The 19,901-nt window shown below is 72.3% G+C and carries 24 protein-coding genes; 11 read left to right on the forward strand and 13 right to left on the reverse strand.

The features are described 5' to 3' along the window. Positions 1-16: 16 nt before the first annotated feature. The 5 genes from ABFY07_RS14735 (at position 17) to ABFY07_RS14755 (ending at position 3,215) form a co-directional block, all read left to right on the forward strand. Positions 17-541 carry an RNA polymerase sigma factor gene (locus tag ABFY07_RS14735; RefSeq protein WP_065964519.1) on the forward strand — a complete coding sequence of 175 codons (525 nt, stop codon included), beginning with the start codon at positions 17-19 and terminating at the stop codon, positions 539-541. Next, entirely contained in the window at positions 538-1,179 is a 642-nt protein-coding gene (locus ABFY07_RS14740) for a hypothetical protein (protein ID WP_346174938.1), read from the forward strand. Before ABFY07_RS14735 ends, ABFY07_RS14740 begins: the two co-directional genes overlap by 4 nt. A 71-nt stretch (positions 1,180-1,250) precedes the next feature. Next, positions 1,251-2,051, forward strand: a complete 801-nt coding sequence (locus tag ABFY07_RS14745; RefSeq protein WP_346174939.1) for a MerR family transcriptional regulator — start codon at positions 1,251-1,253, stop codon at positions 2,049-2,051. Further along, positions 2,048-2,620 (forward strand): GyrI-like domain-containing protein, encoded by a 573-nt coding sequence (locus ABFY07_RS14750; RefSeq protein WP_346174940.1) that lies wholly within the window; start codon positions 2,048-2,050, stop codon positions 2,618-2,620. The genes ABFY07_RS14745 and ABFY07_RS14750 overlap by 4 nt, the downstream gene beginning before the upstream one ends. 82 nt (positions 2,621-2,702) lie before the next feature. Continuing rightward, positions 2,703-3,215, forward strand: a complete 513-nt coding sequence (locus ABFY07_RS14755; RefSeq protein WP_346174941.1) for a GNAT family N-acetyltransferase — start codon at positions 2,703-2,705, stop codon at positions 3,213-3,215. Positions 3,216-3,312: 97 nt separating this feature from the next. On the opposite strand, the gene ABFY07_RS14760 is transcribed toward ABFY07_RS14755, so the two are convergent. Further along, on the reverse strand, positions 3,313-4,245 hold the full coding sequence (locus ABFY07_RS14760; RefSeq protein WP_346174942.1) for a LysR family transcriptional regulator: 933 nt from the start codon (positions 4,243-4,245) through the stop codon (positions 3,313-3,315). A gap of 102 nt (positions 4,246-4,347) precedes the next feature. On the opposite strand from ABFY07_RS14760, the gene ABFY07_RS14765 reads away from it, so the two are divergent. Next, positions 4,348-5,550 (forward strand): MFS transporter, encoded by a 1,203-nt coding sequence (locus ABFY07_RS14765; RefSeq protein WP_346174943.1) that lies wholly within the window; start codon positions 4,348-4,350, stop codon positions 5,548-5,550. A 62-nt stretch (positions 5,551-5,612) separates the two neighbouring features. Here ABFY07_RS14765 and ABFY07_RS14770 read toward each other — a convergent pair whose 3' ends face one another. After that, complete coding sequence (locus tag ABFY07_RS14770) at positions 5,613-6,401, reverse strand: thioesterase II family protein (protein ID WP_065964525.1); 789 nt, start codon at positions 6,399-6,401, stop codon at positions 5,613-5,615. 195 nt (positions 6,402-6,596) lie between these two features. Here ABFY07_RS14770 and ABFY07_RS14775 point away from each other — a divergent pair, with 195 nt between their 5' ends. After that, positions 6,597-6,863 (forward strand): hypothetical protein, encoded by a 267-nt coding sequence (locus ABFY07_RS14775; protein ID WP_065964527.1) that lies wholly within the window; start codon positions 6,597-6,599, stop codon positions 6,861-6,863. Between the two features lie 61 nt (positions 6,864-6,924). On the opposite strand, the gene ABFY07_RS14780 is transcribed toward ABFY07_RS14775, so the two are convergent. Continuing rightward, the gene (locus tag ABFY07_RS14780; RefSeq protein ID WP_346174944.1) at positions 6,925-9,348 is read right to left on the reverse strand and encodes an MFS transporter; all 2,424 of its coding nucleotides are present in this window, start codon (positions 9,346-9,348) and stop codon (positions 6,925-6,927) included. A gap of 143 nt (positions 9,349-9,491) precedes the next feature. On the opposite strand from ABFY07_RS14780, the gene ABFY07_RS14785 reads away from it, so the two are divergent. The 3 genes from ABFY07_RS14785 to ABFY07_RS14795 are packed head-to-tail and all read left to right on the forward strand — an operon-like array spanning position 9,492 to position 11,094. Continuing rightward, positions 9,492-10,124, forward strand: a complete 633-nt coding sequence (locus ABFY07_RS14785; RefSeq protein ID WP_346174945.1) for a MarR family winged helix-turn-helix transcriptional regulator — start codon at positions 9,492-9,494, stop codon at positions 10,122-10,124. A 30-nt stretch (positions 10,125-10,154) separates the two neighbouring features. Beyond that, positions 10,155-10,562 (forward strand): DUF427 domain-containing protein, encoded by a 408-nt coding sequence (locus tag ABFY07_RS14790; RefSeq protein WP_346174946.1) that lies wholly within the window; start codon positions 10,155-10,157, stop codon positions 10,560-10,562. Positions 10,563-10,599: 37 nt separating this feature from the next. Next, positions 10,600-11,094 carry a hypothetical protein gene (locus tag ABFY07_RS14795; RefSeq protein WP_346174947.1) on the forward strand — a complete coding sequence of 165 codons (495 nt, stop codon included), beginning with the start codon at positions 10,600-10,602 and terminating at the stop codon, positions 11,092-11,094. Here the strand turns inward: ABFY07_RS14795 and ABFY07_RS14800 are convergent. Next, on the reverse strand, positions 11,063-11,287 hold the full coding sequence (locus ABFY07_RS14800; RefSeq protein WP_346174948.1) for a hypothetical protein: 225 nt from the start codon (positions 11,285-11,287) through the stop codon (positions 11,063-11,065). The genes ABFY07_RS14795 and ABFY07_RS14800 overlap by 32 nt on opposite strands. Before the next feature lie 213 nt (positions 11,288-11,500). Continuing rightward, positions 11,501-12,364 (reverse strand): SCO4651 family lipoprotein, encoded by an 864-nt coding sequence (locus ABFY07_RS14805; RefSeq protein ID WP_346174949.1) that lies wholly within the window; start codon positions 12,362-12,364, stop codon positions 11,501-11,503. A 201-nt stretch (positions 12,365-12,565) separates the two neighbouring features. On the opposite strand from ABFY07_RS14805, the gene ABFY07_RS14810 reads away from it, so the two are divergent. After that, on the forward strand, positions 12,566-12,991 hold the full coding sequence (locus tag ABFY07_RS14810) for an SRPBCC family protein (RefSeq protein ID WP_346174950.1): 426 nt from the start codon (positions 12,566-12,568) through the stop codon (positions 12,989-12,991). 127 nt (positions 12,992-13,118) lie between these two features. On the opposite strand, the gene ABFY07_RS14815 is transcribed toward ABFY07_RS14810, so the two are convergent. From ABFY07_RS14815 to ABFY07_RS14850, 8 genes are all read right to left on the reverse strand, one after another. Next, complete coding sequence (locus ABFY07_RS14815) at positions 13,119-14,330, reverse strand: aminotransferase class V-fold PLP-dependent enzyme (RefSeq protein ID WP_346175058.1); 1,212 nt, start codon at positions 14,328-14,330, stop codon at positions 13,119-13,121. 326 nt (positions 14,331-14,656) lie between these two features. Next, entirely contained in the window at positions 14,657-15,457 is an 801-nt protein-coding gene (locus tag ABFY07_RS14820; protein ID WP_346174951.1) for an alpha/beta fold hydrolase, read from the reverse strand. 59 nt (positions 15,458-15,516) lie between these two features. After that, on the reverse strand, positions 15,517-15,702 hold the full coding sequence (locus ABFY07_RS14825) for a hypothetical protein (RefSeq protein WP_346174952.1): 186 nt from the start codon (positions 15,700-15,702) through the stop codon (positions 15,517-15,519). Positions 15,703-15,852: 150 nt separating this feature from the next. Beyond that, the gene (locus ABFY07_RS14830) at positions 15,853-16,506 is read right to left on the reverse strand and encodes a hypothetical protein (RefSeq protein ID WP_346174953.1); all 654 of its coding nucleotides are present in this window, start codon (positions 16,504-16,506) and stop codon (positions 15,853-15,855) included. A gap of 1 nt (position 16,507) precedes the next feature. Beyond that, positions 16,508-17,047, reverse strand: coding sequence for an RNA polymerase sigma factor (locus tag ABFY07_RS14835; protein WP_428836929.1), 540 nt, complete (start codon positions 17,045-17,047; stop codon positions 16,508-16,510). A gap of 115 nt (positions 17,048-17,162) precedes the next feature. Continuing rightward, positions 17,163-17,744, reverse strand: a complete 582-nt coding sequence (locus ABFY07_RS14840) for a hypothetical protein (protein WP_346174954.1) — start codon at positions 17,742-17,744, stop codon at positions 17,163-17,165. 33 nt (positions 17,745-17,777) lie between these two features. Next, entirely contained in the window at positions 17,778-19,241 is a 1,464-nt protein-coding gene (locus ABFY07_RS14845; RefSeq protein ID WP_346174955.1) for a hypothetical protein, read from the reverse strand. Between the two features lie 43 nt (positions 19,242-19,284). After that, positions 19,285-19,764: a hypothetical protein gene (locus tag ABFY07_RS14850; protein ID WP_346174956.1), complete on the reverse strand. Its 480-nt coding sequence runs from the start codon at positions 19,762-19,764 to the stop codon at positions 19,285-19,287. Between the last annotated feature and the right edge of the window lie 137 nt (positions 19,765-19,901).

The following is a 19,901-nucleotide window of genomic DNA, read 5'->3' on the forward strand; positions in this document are numbered from 1 at the left end:
GGGACATAGAGCGGGTGTGGAGAAGATACACACGGGGGACGAGCGCGGGCGCTCGGCTCGGTTCACCGACCTGTACGCCCGCGAACACCCACGCGTCGTCGCCTTCGTGCACCGGCGGGTGGGCGTTCGCGGCGCGGCCGAGGAACTGGCCGCGGAGGTGTTCCGCATCGCGTGGGAGCACACCCTCACCAAGGAAGGCGAGGTCACGGCCGGCTGGCTGTTCGTCACCGCCCGCAATCTCGTACGCAACCACTACCGCGCCGAGGCCCGTCTGAGCGAGCTGCACCGGCGGATCACGGACGAGCTGGGCCGCGCGGCGGCGACCGGCCAGGACTCAGCGGTGCTCGACACGCTCGACCGGCTGCCCGCCCACCACCGCGAGGTGCTGGTGCTGAGCTACTGGGACGGGCTGAGCGCGGCCGAGGCCGGCGCGGTGCTGGGGTGTGGTGCCCCGGCGGTGTGGGTGCGGCTGCACCGCGCCCGCAAAGCGTTCCGTGACCTGTACCGGACCCCGGCCCCCTCGACCATGGAGTCAGCATGATCCGCGTGAAGTCCCTGATGCAGCAGGCCAATCCGGTCCCGGACACAACCCCGGACCAGGCCTCGGACCCGGCCTCGCACACGACCCCGGACACCCCGGCGGCGTCGGCCCGGTGGGGGGTGCGCCGCGCCGGGCTGGCCCTGGGCGGGCTCGCCGCCCTCGCCGCCGCCGTCGTCGCCGTACCCGCGGTGTTCGGCCCCCGGGGCAAGGGGCCCGGCGGCGACCCCGCCCCGCCACCCGCCGCCGACGAGCCGTACTACACGACCACCGCGGACCTGGAGCGGTCCGCCGACCTGATCGTCCGCGCGCGCCTCGACGCCACCCGCGAGACCGAGGAGGACGGGATCCAGGAGACCGTCGCCACGGTGAGCGTGGCGGCCATCGCCCGGGGCGAGACCCCTGACCGCACCCTCCGGGTGTCGTACCCCGCCCCCGGGAGCGGGCAGCCCGACGGGCCTGGGCTCACCGTCTCGCACGAGTACGTCCTGCTCCTGGACCGCACGGACGACGGCGGCTACACCCTGGTGAACACCGACCAGGGCTACTACGGCGTCGACGCCGGCCATGCCGAGGCCGGCCCCGACAACGACGTGGCCCTCAGCGGCGGGGTGCTGGCGGCGCTCGGCCTGAAGCGGTGAGGACCGGCGGCGGTAACGGCTCGAGGTAACGGCTGGACTCTCCCCCCGTGGGAGAGGCCATGCTGAGGCGCGTGAACGACGACGACCCGCTGTCCATCGGACAGTTCGCCCGCCTGGTGCGACTCAGCGTGAAACAGCTGCGCCACTACGCCGACCTCGGCCTGCTGCCGCCCGCCTGGGTGGACCCCGACACCGGATACCGGTACTACCGCGCGCACCAGGCGCGGGACGCCATGTCCATCGGTCTGCTGCGCTCGCTCGACGTGCCGCTGACCGCCATCAAGGACGTGCTCTCCGGGCAGGACCCCGCCCGCGCCCTGGGCGACGTACGCGACCGGCTCGACGAGGAACTCGCCCGGCGCCGCCGGTCCCTCGCCGCCCTGGAGCGGATCCTGGCGCGCGGGCTGCCCACCGCCGAGGTGACGCTGTGGCGGGAGGAGCCGCAACGGGCGGCCGTCGTCCGCGATGTGGCCGACTCGCCGCAGGACATCGGGCGGGTCACGAGCGCGGGTATGCGCAGGCTGCTGGAGCTGGCGGGGCCGCCGGGGGAGGGCGTCCGGCTGATCGGGCTCTTCCCGGCCGACCTGGGCGAGCACGTCCCGATCACCCTCGCGGCCACGCTCCCCGACGGCCGCCCCGCGCCGCCCGGTACCACCCTGGACCTGCTCCCCGGCGGCACATTCGCCCGAGCGGTCCACACGGGCCCGTACGACCAGATCTCCCTGACCGCCCACGCCCTCCTGGCCTGGTGCGTCGAACGCGGCCACACCCCCGCCGGACCCATCCGGGAGGTCTACATCGACGACCCCGCCACCACGGCCCCCGACGACCTGGTCACCCATCTGCTGATCCCCCTGGAGGAGACGTCGTGAATCCCACCGACGCCGGGTACACCGACGCCTGGTACACCGCCGCCGACACGCCCGAGCTCGCCACCTTCGGACCGGTCCACGTCCTGTGCGCGAGCGGGCGGGGCGAACCGGGCGGGGCCGAGTACGGCGTCGGTGTCGAGGCCCTGTACGCCGTGGCCGGCGCGCTGCCCACGCCCCACCTGGCGCCGCTGGAGGGCCGCTGGTGGGTGGAGGACTCCCGCCCGTACCTGGACGTGCCGCGTGACCAGTGGCACTGGCACCTGTTCCTCCGGCTGCCGGACGACCTGGATCCGGCCGCCGTCGACCAAGCCCGCGAAACCGCCCGGCCGTCGGGCGCGGCGGTGGACCGGGTGCAGCGGGTCGTCCTCACCGAGGGGCGGTGCGTGCAGATGACCCACCACGGCCACTACGCCGACGAGCCCGCGTCCCTCGCCCTGCTGGACGCATACATGGCCGAGCAGGGCCTGGCGCGGGCGGGCACGCATCACGAGATCTATCTCTCCGATGTCCGCGAGACCGACCCGGCGAAGATGCGCACGATCCTGCGGCAGCCCGTACGCCCCGCCTGACGCGCGCGCGTTTCGCGTGAGGCCCGTGTGTCCCGCGTGACGCGCGTGCGTTCCCGGGACGCCTCGGGAGGATGATGGGCGCGTGCGGATACGACAGAGCACCATCGAAGAGCTTCCCGTGCTGCAGGACATCGAGCGGGCCGCGGGCCTGTGCTTCCGGGACATCGGCATGGACGAGATCGCCGACGACGAGCCGCTGAGCCTGGAGGAGCTGGCCGGGTACCAGCGCGCCGGGCGGGCGTGGGTCGCGGTGAACGGCGACGACCGGGCCGTGGCCTATCTGATCACCGACCCGGTGGACGGCAACATGCACATCGAGCAGGTCTCCGTGCACCCCGACAGCGCCCGGCGCGGCCTCGGCCGGGCGCTGATCGAACACGCGGCGGGGCGGGCGGCCGCCGAGGGCGCGCGGGCGCTGACGCTGACCACGTTCGTCGACGTGGCCTGGAACGCCCCGTACTACGCGGCGCGGTGCGGCTTCCGGACCCTGGGGGAGGACGAACTCACCCCCGGGCTGCGGGAGATCCGGCGGCACGAGGCCGCGCACGGGCTGGACCGGTGGCCGAGGGTGTGCATGCGGCGCGACGTGGGCTGACGGCCCCCGCCGCCAGTGGATTCGCGGTGAGTACCGGACAGCGACACGCCGACGCCACGGCGTGTCGCTGTCCCGTACTCACCGCGAATCCCGCTGATCACCCGGAGGCGTACAGCTCGGCCACGGCCCGGCCGAACGCCCGTACCCGCGCGGTGTCCCCGCCCCGCCGCCACACCAGCCCGAGGGTCGACTCCGGCAGGCCCTCGACCGGTACGAAGGCGATGTCGCGGCGGCCGTGGAGCGCGGCGGTCGGCGCGCACAGCAGCATCGCGCCCCGGCCCGCCGCCGTCGCCACCAGGCCCTCCTGGAGGGTGGACACGCGCGGGCCGCGCGGGACCGGACGGCCGCCGGGGGTGGTGGCGGGCGCCATGACGTCCCGCCAGTAGCGCGGCGCGGGCTCGCCGGGCCCGATGACCGCGCAGCCGGCCAGCTCCTCGGCCCCGACCACCGCGCCGGCGGCGGCCCGGCGCGCGAGCGGATGCCGGGCGGACACCGCGAGCGTCAGCGGCTGCCGGGAGAAGACCGGGCCGAGGGCGAGGTCGGGTTCGGCCATCGGCAGGCAGACGATCGCGGCGTCCACCTCGCCGCCGCGCACCGCGCCGAACGGGTCCGCCAGCGGGATCTCCACGGTCTCCAGCTCACAGCCGGGGTGCCGGTCCCGGAAGGCGGCGACCGCGTCCATCACCCGCTCGTCGGCGGTCCCCTGGAAGCCGATCCGCAGGACACCCTCAAGCCCCCGCGCGGCGTCGCGCGCCGCCGCCAAGGCGCCGTGCAGCGAGGCGAACGCGGGCCGTACGTCGGCCAGGAACCGCTCGCCGAGCGGGGTCAGCCGCACCCGGCGGCTGGTGCGCTCCAGCAGCCGGGCGCCGATGCGCCCCTCGAGCGAGCGCAGGAGCTGGCTCACCCGACTCTGGGACACGTACAGCCGCTCCGCCGCCCGGCCGAAGTGCAACTCCTCGCTGAGCGCCAGGAAACACTCCACCTCGCGGATGTCCAGACCGCCCGTCCCCACCCCCGCGCTCGTCCCCACCCTCCGGCCGCCTCCTCGCTCACGTGCGTCGATAAGCCCGGCTCATAAAAGGGTGAGCACTTCGCCGTTGTTCCCGCCCGGGACCGGCTGTTCGCTTGAGACATGTCCAACACCACGGAACTCACCACCCCGGAAGGCATGTCCGGGTCCGGATCCGTGCGCTCGCCGCTCAGGAACTGGCTCGCCGTCGCCGCCGTGGCGCTCGGCACCTTCTCCGTCGTCACCAGCGAAATGCTGCCGGTCGGCCTGCTCACCTCGATCGGCTCGGCGCTCGAGGTCTCCGACGGCACCGTTGGCCTGGCCATGACGGTGCCCGCCCTCGTCGCCGCCGTCGCCGCGCCCCTGCTGACCGTCACCGTCGGCCGGCTCGACCGGCGGCTGCTGCTCATCGGCCTGATGGGGCTGCTGGCCGCCGCCAACGTGGCCTCGGCGCTCGCGCCCGGCTTCGCCGTCCTGCTGTCCGCCCGGGTCCTGGTGGGGGTGAGCATGGGCGGGGTGTGGTCCCTCGCGGCCGGCGTGGCCGCGCGGCTGGTGCCGGAGAAGTCCGTCGGCCGCGCCACGTCCGTCGTCTTCAGCGGCATCGCCGTGGCGTCCGTCCTCGGCGTGCCGGCCGGGACGCTCATCGGCGATCTGATGCACTGGCGTGTCGCGTTCGCGGTGGTGGGCGCGGTGTCGCTGGCCGTCGCGGCCGCCATGGCCCTCACCCTGCCGCCGCTGCCCGCCGAGCGGACCATCCGGCTGGGCGAGGTGCCCGGCCTGTTCCGCAACGCCCGGCTGCGCACCGCGCTGATCACCACCCTGCTGCTGGTGACCGGCCACTTCGGCGCGTACACCTACGTACGTCCGGTGCTGGAGGACGTCGCGGGCGTCGGCGCCGGGCTGATCAGCACGCTGCTGCTCGCGTACGGCGTGGCGGGCATCGCCGGGAACTTCCTGGCCGGCGCCACCGCCCACCGCGATCCGCGCCGCACCCTCGTGGTCATCTTCGTCTTGCTGGCCGCCGCCGAACTGCTGGTGCCGGTGTTCGGCGGGACGACGCCGGGGGCCACGGTGCTGCTGGTGGTGTGGGGGCTGGCGTACGGAGGGGTGTCGGTCACCTCGCAGACGTGGGTGCTGCAGGCGGTGCCGGAGGCACGCGAGGCGGCCTCGGCGCTGCTCGTCGGGGTGTTCAACGTGGGGATCTCGCTGGGCGCGCTGCTCGGCGGCCGGGCGGCGGACGGGATCGCCGTGTCGAGCGTGATGTGGTTCGGGGGCGCGCTCGTGGCGCTGGCCCTGGTGAACCTCGTGGTCGCGCGCCCACGGTGAGGCGGGGCCCGGGACCGGGCCCGGGACGCGGCGGGGCGTCGCCGCGTCCCGGGCAGCCGGTCTCAGGAGCGGTTCGCCGGCAGCAGCCGCTCCGAGATCATCTCGAGTACGTGGGGCACGTGGTCGTTGAGGAAGAAGTGCCCGCCGCTGAGCACCGTGAGGTCCATCTCCCCGGTGGTGTGGTTCGCCCAGTCGCGCACCTCCTCGAGCGTCGCCCTCGGGTCGGCGTCCCCCGTCAGCGCGGTGATCGGGCAGCTGATCCGACGCCCGGGCTCGCAGCGGTACGACTCGATGGCGCGGTAGTCGCTGCGGATGGCCGGCAGCGCCATGCGCAGCAGCTCCTCGTTCTCCAGCACCTCGCCACTGGTCCCGTTCAGCAGGCGCAGCTCCCGCAGCACCCCCGCGTCGTCGCGCACGTGCACGGACTCCTCGCGCACCCGGGACGGCGCCCGCCGCCCGGAGACGAACAGCCTGACGGGCTTCACCCCCCGCTCCTCCAGGCGCAGCGCCACCTCGTACGAGAGCGTGGCGCCCATGCTGTGGCCGAACAGCGCGAGCGGCTTGTCGTTCAGCCCGCCCGGTCCCTCCTGCCCGCCCAGGTCCTCCAGGGCGCCGACGATGGCGTCGGCGAGCTTGCCTATGTCGTCGATGCACGGCTCACGGTGCCGGTCCTGGCGGCCGGGGTACTGGATCGCGAGCACCTCGATTAAGGGCGCCAGCGCCTTCGCCACCGGGAAGAAGTAGCTGGCCGACCCCCCGGCGTACGGCAGGCACACCAGCCGTACCGCGCTGTCCGGGGACTTCTCGTACCGCCTGATCCACGCCTCCGCGTCCGCCGCGATGCTCGTCATCGTCCTGTGCTTCCTTCCTCTACCCCTGCCGGTTCCGGGGAAGGTGCGGTCCCGGCCTGTCGCCAACACCCTCGCACAGCCGCCTGATTCCGGGCTTGCTTCGCCCAACTCGGGGAGTGGACCTTGCCGCCTCGGTGAAGACCAGGTCCGCAGGTGAGACCCTGATACCAGGGGGCTCGTCTTCCGGAGTGTCCGATGGCAGTGAGCATGCACGTGGTCTGGAGCACGGCCGAGCCGGGACGCGTCATCTACCAGACGCACGCGATCGAAACGATCACCGACGGCGAAGGCGTCCACGCGACGGTCAACAGCCACACCTATGAGGTCCCCCTCCACAGCCGCGCCGAGGCGGAGTCGATCGCGGAGGAGGAAGGGTACGAGCTGTTCAGGAAGGGGGAGGCCTGGGAGAGCCTCCCGGAGGAGGAGAGCCTTCCGGCAGAGGAGGGCGCCATGGAGGAGTAGCGCTTCCGGGATGGGCGCCGGGCGCTGAGCGCGCCGGCGCCCGGGTCGGCTTCGGGCTCCCTCAGCCGTGACTCAGCAGGAAGTCGACGTCCCGCGCCTCACCGCCCCCGGCGCCGCCGAGCGTGACCGGGGCGGTCGCCGGTGCGTAACCGCCGGCGACCACGGTGTAGCGCTCGCCGGTGAGCCCCTCGAAGCGGAACGCACCGTCCGCGCCGGTCACACACTGCCCGACGACATCGCCGGCCGCGTCCAGCAGCGTCACCCGCGCGTCCTCCACCGGCCGCCCGCCCCGGGCGCGTACGGTGCCGCCCACCTTGGCCGCGGGCCGCAGCTCGGCGTCGATCCGCGGCGGCTGCCCCTGGCCGGTGACCTCCAGCGGCGTGGCGTGCGGACGGTGGCCCTCGGCGGCGAGGGTCAGCGTGTACGAGCCGGGGGCCAGCTCGGGCAGCGCGAAGGCGCCGTGCTCGTCGGCGGTGGCCATGGCGGCGACCGCGCCGTCGGGGCCGGTCGCGGTGGCCGTGGCCCCCGCCAGCGGCTCCCCGCCGAGCGCGCGCACGGTGCCGGCCGGCCCGCCGCCCCCGGCCAGACGTATGTCGCAGGTGACGGGGGCGTCGGACACCAGCAGCGTGGCCGCCTGCGGTCGGCGGCCGGGGGCCGAGCCGATCAGGACGAAGCTCCCGGCGCCGGGCGCCGCGAGCGAGTACCGGCCGTCGGGGCCGCTGATCGTACGGCCGAGCTGGCGGCCGGTGTTGTCGATCAGGGTGACGGCGGCATCCGGCAGCGGGGCGTCGCCGTGGCCGAGCACCCGGCCCTGGACGCCGCCGCCGATGAGCGGCGCGGCGGCGGGCTCCGGGTCGGCGGGCGCGGCGGCCTGCGTCGGCTCGGCGGGCGCGGTGGGCGCGGCGGGCGCAGGGGACCGCGTGGCCTCCGGGGCCTCCGGGGCCTCCGGAACCTCCGGAACCTCCGGAACCTCCGGGGCCTTCGTGGGCCCGGCGACCTGACCCGTGGCACTCTGCGATGCCGGCGGCTGGGCCGTCAGCGGCGCACGGCGCGGGTTGGGCAGGAAGAGCGCGATCAGCAGACCCACCGCGGCGGCCCCGCACGCCACGGCGAACGAGGTCTTGAACCCGTCCATGTTCGGCAGCTCCAGCGGACCGAGGGCCGTGGTCCGGTGCGCGAGGATCACCCCGACCACCGCGCTGGAGGTGGACATGCCGATCGACCGCATCAGGGTGTTCAGCCCGTTCGCCGCGCCCGTCTCCGCGGCCGGCACGGCGCTGATGATCAAGGTCGGCATCGCCGAGTACGCGATGCCGACGCCGACCCCGAGCGCGGTCGAGAGCACGACGACCTGCCAGACGTGGTCCATCATCACGATGCCGCCGCCGTAGGTCCCGCCGATCACGACGAGCCCCAGCATCAGCGAGACCTTCGGCCCGCTCGTGGCGTTGATGCGCGCCGACAGCGGCGAGACCAGCATCATCGCCACGCCCATCGGCGCGACGAGCAGACCCGCCATGACCATGGACTGGCCGAGGCCGTAGCCGGTGGCCTTCGGCAGCTGGAGCAGCTGGGGGAGGATCAGCGACATCGCGTAGAAGGAGAACCCGACCATGATCGAGGCGAGGTTCGTCAGCAGCACCTGGCGGCGCGCGGTGGTCCGCAGGTCCACCAGCGGCTCGGCGGTCCGCAGCTCGACAAACCCCCAGACCACCAGGATCACCGCGGCCGCGCCGAACAGCCCGAGGGTGGTGCCGCTCGACCAGCCCCAGTCGCCGCCCTTGGTGATGGGCAGCAGCAGACACACCAGCCCGGCCGAGAGCCCGAGCGCGCCGACGGCGTCGAAGCGGCTGGGGGTGCGTACGGAGGACTCGGGGACGACGATCAGCACGAGGGCGACCGCGAGCGCGCCGAGCCCGGCGGCCCCGTAGAACAGCACGTGCCAGTTGGTGTGCTGGGCGACGAACGCGGCGGCCGGCAGGCCGAAGGCGCCGCCGATGCCCAGCGAGGAACTCATCAGGGCCATCGCGGAGCCCAGCTTCTTCGGCGGCAGCTCGTCGCGCATGATGCTGATGCCGAGCGGTATCGCGCCCATCGCGCCGCCCTGGATGGCCCGGCCGATCACCATGACCACCAGCTCGGAGGTGACGGCGCACACCAGCGAGCCGACGACCAGCAGCCCGATCGCCACCACCAGCATCCTGCGCTTGCCGAACATGTCGCCGAGCCGCCCCATGACCGGGGTGGACACGGCGCCCGCCAGGAGCGTGGCGGTGATCACCCAGGAGGCGTTGGAGCTGGAGGTGTGCAGCAGTTGCGGCAGCTCGCCCACCAGCGGGACGACGAGCGTCTGCATCACCGAGACGGCGATGCCGCAGAACGCGAGCACGGCCACGAAACCGCCGCCGACCTCGCGCGGGGGCGTTCGGTCGGGCGGTGCGGCGCTCAGGGGCTCGACGCGGGCTGCTGGGGCTGACGGGGACATTCTGCTGCCGCCTCCAAGCGGGTGTCCTGGCAGAGGTGGAGAAGGAGTATGAAGGGGACAAGGATAGGTGAGATGTGCATCCTACACATGATGTGTATCGTGCACATTTCCTAGGGTGGGCGGTCGGGCGACGAGGAGGAAGCGTGCTGGAGAGGCTGGAACGCGAGCTGATGCTGGTGGCCAGGTGCACTCTGCTCACGCCCCGGGACCGCAAGGGGCAGGGCGGGCAGGGCGGCCAGAGCGGCCAGGTCGGGCAAGGCACTGACGGTGCTCAGGCCGGCCAGGGCGGGCAAGGCACGCACGGTGCTCAGGCCGGCCAAGGCGGTCAGGGCGCCGGCGACCGGCTCGACCGCTCCGCGTACTTCCTCCTCTCCTACCTGGACACCGCCGGCCCGATGTCCATCGGCGGGCTCGCCGACGCCTTCGGCCTCGACGTCTCGACCGTCAACCGGCAGACCGGCGCCCTGCTCCGCGCCGGCCTGCTCGAACGCATCCCGGACCCCCAGGGCGGACTCGCGCGCAAACTGCGCGCCACCCCCCTCGGCGCCGACGCCCTCGCCGCCGACCGCGAGCGCCGCCGCGCGGGGTTGGCGCGGGTGCTCGCCGACTGGACGCCCGAGGAGGTGGCGCGGTTCGAGGAGGCGCTGACCCGGTTCAACCGCGAGGTGGAGGCGGACGAGGGACGCTCCTGGCCGCGCCCGGAGGAGGGCGTACGGGAGGACGTACGGGAGGGATGCGACGCAAGGGAGGAATCCGCGGTCCGGAAGACGCGTTGACGCAAGAACGAGCTCCCGCAGGAGGTTCCCATGACGCCCCATTCCCCCGGCACCAGCACCGGCAGCAGCACGGGCACCGGCGCCCACCGCGTGGAGGTGGTCCCCGGCACGCAGCACGTCACGGTCACGATCGACGGCCGGGTCGTCGCCGAGTCGCGCCGCCCGCTGCTCCTCTTCGAGACCGGTCTGCCCGTCCGCTACTACCTGCCCCCGCAGGACGTGGACCTCTCCCTCTTCGAGCCGACCGACACGCACACCACCTGCCCCTTCAAGGGCGAGGCGGCGTACTGGACGTACCGGGGCACGGAGGGCGGCGGCGGCCCGCGGCCCGATGTGGTGTGGGCCTACCCGGACCCGCTCGACACCGTCGCCGAGATCAAGGACCACCTGTCGTTCTACGACACCGTTGCCGACATCTCGGTGAAGGAGACCGACTGAGCGAAACGGATGGCGCGGCGGCGGGAACAGCTGCCGCGTGCACATCCACGCGTACTCCTGGCTGGGCGAGAAGGAGCTGTTCGACCGGGACGCGGCCCGCCGCCTCCCGGACCGCCCCAGACCACCCGTCACCCCGGAGGAGCAGGAGCGCCACCGGCAGCTCGTCGAGGCCTTCAGGCGTTCGGAGCTGCCCCCGATGGAGACCGCCCACTGGCTGCTGAAGTCGCCCCGCCTCATCCGCCGGACCTTCGAGGAGCCGAAGGACGCCGCCGCGTGGCTGGGCGGCCGGCTCACCGAGCACGCCCCGGGCTTCCACTCCCAGCAGGAGGCCAACACGGCCCGGCTGGCCCGCCTGGTCGCCTCGGCCGCGGACACGCTGGCCCACGGGGGAGACGTGTCGCTCGGCTTCTACGTCGGCCGGACGTCCTTTCTGTCCCTGGCCCTGGTGGCGTGCTCGCCGAATCGTTTCGCCCCCGGGGTGCCGTGCCCCCGGGCGTCGCTCAACGGTCGCCCTGCCGGACCTCCGCGCTGACGAGCGCGGGCCGTATGGGGTCGACGACGACGGTCTGCCACTCCTGTCCGTGCTCCGCCTTCCCCTCGGTGCGGAGCCCCGTGCCGTCCTGGCTGCCGCAGACGGCCACGGTCAGGGCGGCCGCCGTGACCAGGGTGAGGGCCGTGATCTGCGCCGCGTGGGCACGGCATTCGGCGAGGCTGAGAGCACGCATGGCGGATCTCCTGCGGGCGGTCGAAGAAGGTCGATCGGTACGACAACCACCCTCGCCCCGGCCGTTGCCGCGCCGCTGCCGCCCGGCTAACGCTCCGCTAACGCCCCCGCCGGCGGCCAACGGCCCGCCGTACTCCTGGCGGGCCGTTGGCCGCTTCCTGATCGTCCCTGGGGCCGGTCAGCCGGTCTTTCCCGTGATCGCCCCTGGGGCGGGTCAGCTTGTCTTTCCGGTCGGCCCGGTGGCCTTGTCCGTCAGGTCGGCGGTCTGGCCGGCCGGGGGCGCTTCGGCGTCGACCTCGGTGCCGAAGTCGGAGAACTCGATGCGGGTGCGCACCTTCGCCTTCCGCGGGGTGTCCCCACTGTCCGACTGACCGGCGGGCGCCTTGATGGTCATGTCGACCTGCTGGCGGCGGATGCGGCCCTTGTCGTCCAGCCACAGATCCATCGGCAGAGTGGGACCGACCTGCCGCTTCAGCTTCTCTCCGGTGGACAGCTTGTCGACATCGACGGTGACCCGGTAGTGGGTGGTGTTGACGCCGCCGATCTTCTCCGTGCCGAGCTTCCGGGTGTCCTTGTCGGTGATGCCCTTGGCGAACGCCGCGGACTCCGCCGGGTCGTTGATCTGATTGCCGCCCTGCCCGTTCTGCTGGGCGGCGGCCTTCTTCAGGTCGATCTTGACCCACGGCTTCTTGCCCGGTACCTGGGCCCGCTGCCGTTCGGGGACCTTCTGGTAGATGACCTGGTCGACGACGCGCTGCTCGATCTTCTGGCCGCCGGCGGTGAGGGTCATGGTGCTCTCGCCGTCCGACAGGTCGATGACGCCCCTACCGGCGGCGGTGGCGCTCTGCCCGGCGGCCGAGGTCTCGGTCCGCAGCGTCATGCGGGCCGTATCGGCCTCGGCGGTCTTGTCGAACGCGGCACGGACGGCCGAACCCTCGTCGCCCCCGCCGCTCGACGTGGTCCCGCCGGCCTTGCGCTCGGGCTCGTCGTCGCTTCCGCACGCCGTCAGCACGGTGCACGCCAGGAGACACGCGACACCGGCCGCCGTGGCCCGACCACCACTCGGTAACTGAGCCATGGATCCTCAACTCCTCCTTCGACGACTGGTTCACCGACAGGGGCGGCAACCGCGCAACCGCGCCCCGGTGTCGAGTGCCCCGCTTCTCGCCGAACACCCCTCCGAGTCATTCGGGGATGCGGGGGTACGCGCAGGAACACCCCGACCCACAAGAACACCCAGACCCAGAAGAACACCCAGACACGCAGAGGAGCCGAGACCTTGTCGTCTTCCCTGGTGGAAACCGTGGACGTCAACGCGCCTGTCGAGCTGAGCTGGTCGCTGTGGAGCGATGTGACGAAGTGGCCGTCATTCCTGAGCCACGTGGAGCGTGTCGATCCGCTCGACGGGCGCTGCTTCACGTGGTGGCTGTCGCTGCCCGGCGCGGACAAGTACTTCACCGCGGAACTGACCGAGGTCATCGAGGAGGAGCGGATCGCCTGGAAGACCGTGGCCGGTGTCCATCACGCGGGCGTGGTCACGTTTCACCGGCTGAGCGACACCACCAGCCGGGTCACGCTCCAGATCGAGTACGACCCCCAGGGCTTCGTGGAACACCTTGGTGCCCTGACCAACCTGGACAAGGCCCTGACCAACTACGACCTGGGCCAGTTCCAGCGCCTGGCCGAGGAACTGGCCGCGCAGTAACCCCCGGGGTTCGCCCCGGCGGGGAGGGCGGCCGGGGGTGAGTCCCCGCGGCCCGCCTCGGTGAGGAGGACGGCCGGGGGTGAGTGCCGGCCGTCCTCCTCACCGGGGCGGGCCTCAGGTGAAGGCCTCATGCGAACACCCCCGCCGTCCTCCCGGCGGCCCTCCCCGAGGTCAGCGCTTCGAGCGCCGAGCAGAGCCGCTCCACCTCCTCCTCCGTGTTGTAGTAGTGCACGGAGACGCGGAGCAGCCGGGAAAGCCCCCTGAGCTGCATGTCATGGCATGCGGCGTTGTCCAGGCACACCCAGGTGTTGATGCCGCGCCGCAGCAACTCCGCCCGGACGTCGAAGGGATCGAGGTCCCGGAAGGTGACGGCCACGTTGCCGCACCGCTCCACCCCCCGGTCCTCCACCCGCACCCCGGGCACCGCGGCCAGCCGCTCGCGCAGCCCGGCCGCGAGGTGGCGAACACGCCGCCATGTGCGCTCCACCCCCCACTGGAGCGCGTAGTCGACCGCCACCCCGAGGCCGATCCGGGCGGCGGCGTCGACCTCCCACGTCTCGAAGCGCGGGGCACCGGGCGCGAGATGGTACGTGCCGGAATGCCAGCTGACCCCGTCGAGACCGAGCACCGCCGGGGTGAGCCGGCTCGCCACCGCCTGACGTACGTACAGGAAGCCGGTGCCGCGCGGCCCGCGCAGGAACTTGCGTCCGCTGCCGACCAGCAGATCGCACCCGATGCGCCGGACATCCACCGGCAGATGCCCGGCCGACTGGCACGCGTCCACGATGAACAGCGCACCGGACCCACGGGCCAGCGCGCCGACCTCGGCCACCGGATTGACGAGCCCGTCGTGCATCGGGACGTGCGCCATCGCTATGAGCTTGACCCGCTCGTCGAGCCGGTTCTCCAGTTCCGCGACGTCCACCAGCCCGTTCGCGTCGAGAGGTAAGAACTCCAGCGACACCCCGAGCCGTTCGGCGAGATGCACCAGCAGGATGTGATTGCTGCCGTATTCGACGGGCGAGGCCAGAATGCGGTCGCCCGCCCGGAAGGGAATGCCGGCCACGGCCATGCCCCAGGCCCGGGTGGCGCTGTCCAATATGGCGATTTCCTGGCGCTTCGCATTGATGAGTGTCGCGATGGCCTCGTGCGCGTGGTCGATGGAGTCCTGAGCCCGCTCGGCGGCCTCGTACGCGCCGATTCTGCTTTCCAGCTCCAGGTGCCGGGTCATCGCCTCGGTCACCACGCGGGGTGTGAGACTGGCGCCCGCGTTGTTCAAATGCACGACATGTGCCACGCCCGGCGTATCGGCGCGGGCCCTTACAAGATCGAATTCCATCGGGACTCTATTCGCCCGGCGCCCGGGGCGGACGCGTGTGTCTTTTGCCAAATGGCGAGATCCTCGGTTGGCGGGGACAAGCGAAGATCGGTTGTGGCCGCCACAGCGTAGACGCTGCCGTTCGGAAGGAATGCCCGGGGGCGGATAGTCCTGATAGCCCTGTTGGGCCTGATAGGCCTATTGGGTCGGATAGATCTATTGGGCCTGATGGGCCGAATAGCGGGGCGCGGTGGGTGCGTTCAGGCCGTGGGGCGGGCCAGCGGAGGAAGCAGACCCCCTGCCACAGCGGCGGCAGGGGTTCACCGGGCGTGGAGGCGCCCTCTGCCTCAGTCTGCCAGAAACGCCGAGACGAGGGCGCTCGCCTCGGGCCGGCACTCCTCGAAGTAGGCGTGCCGGGCGCCGGCGAAGAGGTGCGTACGGGCGCCGGGGATGCGGGCGGCGAGCAGGGCGAGGTTGTCCGGCGGGGCCATCCGGTCCTGGTCGCCGTGGAGGACGAGGGTGGGCGCGCTGATCGTCGGGAGGGCGTCCCAGGCGTCGTGCCGGTTGCTGGCCAGCAGGTGGCCGCGGCGGGCGTGCGGGGGCATGGCGGGGTCGCCGAGGGTGGTGTACGGGCCGGGGTGTTCCGCCCGCCAGGCGGGGGAGTACATGAGGTCGATCAGCGCCTGCCGGGCGGCTTCCGGGTCGGGCTGGGCGAGGGCCCGCCGTACCGACGCGTCCCGCTCGACGGCGTGCGGCCCGCCGGGCGTCGTACAGCCGAGCACCAGGCGCCGGACCCGCCCGGGATGCCGGGCGGCGACCCATTGGGCGACCCGTCCGCCCATGGAGGTGCCGTAGACGTCGGCGCGCTCGATGCCCAGGTGGTCGAGCACGGCGATCGCGTCCTCGGCGAACTCCGGTGTGGAGTAGCCCGCTTCGGGCTTGTCGCTGGCTCCGGTGCCCCGGTAGTCGAGGGTGACGGTGCTGTGGGTGGCGTGGAAGTCCTCGCGTATGCCGTCCCACCAGCGGTGGTTGTTCGCCTGCCCGGCGAGGAGCAGGAGCGGGAAGCCGCGGCCCCGGAGCTGGCAGGCGAGCGCGGTGCCGTCCGCGGCGCGGGCGAAGGTGTGCGGCGGCGGGTCGGTGTCGGTCAAGGCGGTCCTTCGGAGGTGCGGGCGTACAGGTGTGAGGGTACGTACGGGGCCGGCGCGGCTCACCCGGTCTCGGCGGTGGCGGTCTCGGCGGGCTGGGCGGACTGGGCAGGCTCGGCGGGCTGGGGCCGGGCGGAGAGCCAGTCGCCCCGGGCCACCGCCGCGCGGACCTGGCGCTCCAGCTCGCGGGCGACGACCTCCACGGCGGGTGGGGTCCGGCCCGAACGGGGGTGCACTCCGCTCGCCATGATTATCCATGATGGATTTCCGGCACCGGCCGCCGCGTGCGCACCAACGAGATCCGGCGCGACGTCGTCGCGAGCCGGCTCGTGAAGTGGGGAGGACTCGACGCGTGAACGTGCGGCGGGGCGCGCACGGTGGGCTCCGTCGGTTGCCGATCAGCTGTCCGACGGGGTGGTGCTGCCCGCGTCCTGGTCCCGCCAGAAGGCCGGGCACTCGGTCTTCGCCGCCTTGGGCAGTTCGCGCTTGAAGAGGTCCCGCACCATCTTGACGTCGGCACCCCGGTCGGCGACCACCTCCCCATCGGGACGGCCCATGTCCACGAGCACCAGATGTTCGCCCGCCCTGAAGGGCTTCTCTTCCAACCACTCGGGGTCGACGGTGTTGATGTCGACCTCCTTCGCTCCCTGCGCGGGTTTGATCCAGTCCCATACGGCCAAGGTCACGACGACCTGGTGGGGCCGCGAGGTGTCCCGTACCGCGACCACCTCACCCTCGACGGCGAACCGGGCGCAGGCGACTGTCTCGACACCCGTCAGGCCCTGCCCGTCGGCGCCGCCGGCCGACCTGGCCGAGCGACCGTCCGTCGACACGAGCGTCAGCACCCCGATGGTCAGCGCCCCGATGGCCACCGCCGCCGCGGTCGCGAGGACACCTCCGACCGTGGCGCGGCGCCGCCACCCCACAGTGCGAGGGGCGGGCCCCGGAGGTGTGTCGGCCCGGCCGGCCTCCTCCCCGATCATTCTCAGCGCCACCCGCAGGTCGCTCTCCTCCGATTCGGTCAGCTCTGTCGCGTCAGTGGTGTCGGCCATCTCAGATCACCTCCAGGTCCCGGAGTTGCTTCCGCAGCGCGGCCACCGCGCTGTGCAGTCGGCTCTTCACAGTGCCCTCCGGCACGTCCAGCAGCCTCGCGATGTCACGCACGGGCAGATCCGCGTAGTAACGCAGCGTCAGCACCTGCCGCTGCACGGCGGACAGCCCTTCGAGCCCGTTGGCCACCGCCAGCGCGAGGACGCGACGCTCTTCGGGGTGTTCCACCGGAGGACGCCGCGACCAGCGCGCGGCCAGCCGCGCGCGCAGGCCGGCGTCCCTGGTCCTGGCCCGGTGCCAGTCGACCGCGACCCGGGACGCGACCGCCGTCAGCCAAGCCATCGGCTCGCGGATCTCCGGCTGCCCGGGCTTGGCCCGCTCCTCCAGCAGCTTCAGCCTGACTTGCTGCACCCCGTCGTCGAGCTGATCCCAGGGCACCCCGCCCAGAACGAGCATCGCGCGCACCCGCTGGACGTACTCCGGCTCGGTCAGTGGCGACGACTCGTCCGGCCCGACCGGTCTCGCTCTGCGCCATCCAGGCATGCGCGGCCCCCTCCTCGTTTCCCTGGTGACGGAGCAGCCGCGGTAAACGTTCGCCCGGAGCCGGAGGAACCTTCGAGCAAACCGCGTCGGCGGCTCCCGGAGGTGAGTGCCTGCGCTACTCGCCGGACCCCTTCGAGGCCGGCGGCGTCACACCGGGCTCGATCGTCGAACGGACGTAGACGCGTGTGCTGCCCGGGGTGAACTCATGGGCGAAGAGGTCGACGCAGTAGCGGAGGTGCTTCCCCTCGGGGGAGGTCAGGCCGTCGGGGCAGAGACCGATCCGCCGCACGCCCTTGACCAGGGTCTCGGGCTCCGGGAGTCCCAGATGCCCGAAGGGCGCCATCGGTTCGTACCCCTTCCGCGCAGGATGGAGGTTGGCGACCATCTCCTCGTCCTCCGGCACCAGCCGGGAGAGGTACGCGTCCGCCTCCCGGCTGGGCAGCGTGAAGGCCAGGACCCCGACGTCGTAACGCGAACCCGCCTTGTACCCGGCCCGCCGGTCCGAGGCCGCCGCCGGGATGCGCAGGCCCATCGTCCCGCTCATCCAGCCGGGCGTGGCGCCCCGCTTCCAGCAGCACTTCCTGTCCTGCTCCGCCCGGTCGGACAGCGCGTCGCTCCCGAGGAAGGCGAACGCCGCGACGGCCGCGGCGACGGCCGCGAGAACCGCTCCTCCGGCCACGAGAAGTCGATGGCGCACTGCTGGCTCCCGATGGGGTCTGAGGGGTGCGGCTCAACGGCCATTGTTGCGCTGCTGCTCCCGTCCCGGGTCCGTGCGTCCGCCCTCGCGCCCCGGCTCATCGGGGCCCGGGAGCGGCTCGTTGTTCGGGACCGACGCGCCCAGATCGTAGTGCTTGACCGAGCTGCTGCCCGACATGTCGAACTCCTGGGCGAGCCCCGTCTTGTGCAGGCGGGCGGGCTGGCCGTCGGGGATGTCCAAGGGGCCGATACTCACGCCCTTGCCCTCGTCCCAGTTGTACCGGTCCCAGGCGTTGACCTGGTAGTCGAGGCCCACCTTGGGCCGGCCGTCGGCGTCCGGCACGACCGTGACCACCCCGGTGACATTCGACCTGGTGGAGCCCACCGCGTAGAACCAGTTCGGGTCTGTGCCCTGGTCGAAGCTGTAGTCGTGGTTTCTGCTCTCCACGGGCATGGCGACCGGCCTGCCGCCGTTTCTCTTGAACTCCTCCAGCGCCTGCTTGCGCCATTCGTCCTGGTTCTGCCTGATGCTCTGATCGATGTGATTCCTGAACCCCTCGTCGTCCCAGAGCATCTTGTCCACCGGAAGTTTCACCGGGTCGCCGCTATTGCCCAGATAATGTGCCATGTGGCGCGAGGCGTCATTCATCCCCTGCCAGTCCGCGCCCTCGGCCAGCAGGTTCATCTTCTCCCTGGTACGCCGCTCCGCCGCACCGGGGGACTCGGCACCGTGCGGCCCCGACCCCACATCCGGCGCCGCCCGCTTGACCGTAGGACTCAGCAGCCCCGCCGCCAGCAGATCATCCTTGTGCCCCTGCCACAGCGTGGCCCGCGCCTCCGGGCTCAGCGACTCCCACAGCCTCCGCAACTCGGCCCGCTGCTTGTCGTTCGCGTCCTTGCCGAGCGAGGCCAACTGGGTGGCACGCGGCAGCTGTTCCTCGTCGAGCGATGTGTAGGTGGCGTGACCCGCGTTGTTCGGATCCCCACCGTGGCTCTTCCGCAGCGCCTGCGTGACGGCGGCATCGATCTCCGAGGCGTGCGACACCAGACCGGTGAGTGTGTCGGCGTACCACTTCATCAGGTCCAGCGTGCGCTGCGGAGTGTCCTTCGTGGTGCACATGTTCGCGATCTGCACCTTCACCGTCCCCTCGCCCCCGTCCGACGCGACCAGCCCGGGATCCGGCGGCTCCATCGACGGGTTTCCCCGGCGCGCCTCCTCCGTCAGCGCCTTGGCCCGCTTCTGGATGCCCGTCAACTCGGTGTGCGCGTCCTGGAGGACGTTGTAGATGCTCTGCGCCTCCGCGTGCAGATCGAGGAACTCCTTGGCCGTGCTGCGTACGAACTCCTTGGTGACCCCGGCGTTGACCCCCTGCCATCGGGCCGCGTCGGATTTCTGCACCAAGCCGCTGTAGACGCTGGTCCTGAGCGTGTCCAGGTCACCGACCATCGTCTTCCAGTCGCTGACGGCGGTGCCCAGCTTCCCCGGATCCAACGACATGAGGTCCGAGTACGAGAACCCTCCCACGGTTTACGTCCCCCCGTTATTTGACGTACTTCGCTATCTCCGACACCGACACCGCTGCCCCGTTCCGATGGCGCAGCGACGCCGCGATCTCCTCGTCGTCTTTCGCGTGGGCCTTCTTCGAGTAGTCCAGATGGTTGGAGATGTGCGCGCACATCTGCAGAACCGTCTTGACCTGCGTCCCCCAGACCTCGAGCGTGGTGTACAGCTCATCGCCCATGGTGAGCCGGTGCCCCGACATCTCTTTGGCGGCCTGAGCGGTCGAGCCCGCCCCGCTCTTGTCGATGCCCGCCCCGGCGATGTCGGCCTTCTTGCGCAGCACCCCATGCAATTCGAAGGCCTCGTGCCCCACCGCTCCGAGATCGTCTTGATGGACCACAAGATCGTGATCCTTCCCAGAGCCCCCCGACCCCGGCTCGGCCCGATTGAGCCGCATCCCGACCGACTGCTGTTCCTTCGCGGCGGATACGAGCTCCGCCCATTCGCTGTCGAATGTCATCGTTACCCCCCGGATCCGACTGATTCGACCCCTCGCCTCACGCCCGCGAGAGCCGGCCCCCCAGCCAGCCAGGAACACGCCAAGACCCGCCCGGACGGTTCCCGTTCGTCTGTTCTGAACCCTCACCGGGTGCCCCG

The organism is Streptomyces sparsogenes subsp. cuspidosporus (genome assembly GCF_039532705.1).
GTDB classification, from domain to species: Bacteria; Actinomycetota; Actinomycetes; order Streptomycetales; family Streptomycetaceae; genus Streptomyces; species Streptomyces sparsogenes.

Excerpts from the sequence above, each read along its gene's own strand:
- ABFY07_RS14740 (WP_346174938.1), top strand. The coding sequence starts at position 538 with ATGATCCGCGTGAAGTCCCTGATGCAGCAGGCCAATCCGGTCCCGGAC.
- ABFY07_RS14765 (WP_346174943.1), top strand. The coding sequence starts at position 4,348 with ATGTCCAACACCACGGAACTCACCACCCCGGAAGGCATGTCCGGGTCC.
- ABFY07_RS14770 (WP_065964525.1), bottom strand. The coding sequence starts at position 6,401 with ATGACGAGCATCGCGGCGGACGCGGAGGCGTGGATCAGGCGGTACGAG.
- ABFY07_RS14775 (WP_065964527.1), top strand. The coding sequence starts at position 6,597 with ATGGCAGTGAGCATGCACGTGGTCTGGAGCACGGCCGAGCCGGGACGC.
- ABFY07_RS14780 (WP_346174944.1), bottom strand. The coding sequence starts at position 9,348 with ATGTCCCCGTCAGCCCCAGCAGCCCGCGTCGAGCCCCTGAGCGCCGCA.
- ABFY07_RS14790 (WP_346174946.1), top strand. The coding sequence starts at position 10,155 with ATGACGCCCCATTCCCCCGGCACCAGCACCGGCAGCAGCACGGGCACC.
- ABFY07_RS14800 (WP_346174948.1), bottom strand. The coding sequence starts at position 11,287 with ATGCGTGCTCTCAGCCTCGCCGAATGCCGTGCCCACGCGGCGCAGATC.
- ABFY07_RS14805 (WP_346174949.1), bottom strand. The coding sequence starts at position 12,364 with ATGGCTCAGTTACCGAGTGGTGGTCGGGCCACGGCGGCCGGTGTCGCG.
- ABFY07_RS14815 (WP_346175058.1), bottom strand. The coding sequence starts at position 14,330 with ATGGAATTCGATCTTGTAAGGGCCCGCGCCGATACGCCGGGCGTGGCA.
- ABFY07_RS14825 (WP_346174952.1), bottom strand. The coding sequence starts at position 15,702 with ATGGCGAGCGGAGTGCACCCCCGTTCGGGCCGGACCCCACCCGCCGTG.
- ABFY07_RS14830 (WP_346174953.1), bottom strand. The coding sequence starts at position 16,506 with ATGGCCGACACCACTGACGCGACAGAGCTGACCGAATCGGAGGAGAGC.
- ABFY07_RS14835 (WP_428836929.1), bottom strand. The coding sequence starts at position 17,047 with ATGCCTGGATGGCGCAGAGCGAGACCGGTCGGGCCGGACGAGTCGTCG.
- ABFY07_RS14845 (WP_346174955.1), bottom strand. The coding sequence starts at position 19,241 with ATGTCGTTGGATCCGGGGAAGCTGGGCACCGCCGTCAGCGACTGGAAG.
- ABFY07_RS14850 (WP_346174956.1), bottom strand. The coding sequence starts at position 19,764 with ATGACATTCGACAGCGAATGGGCGGAGCTCGTATCCGCCGCGAAGGAA.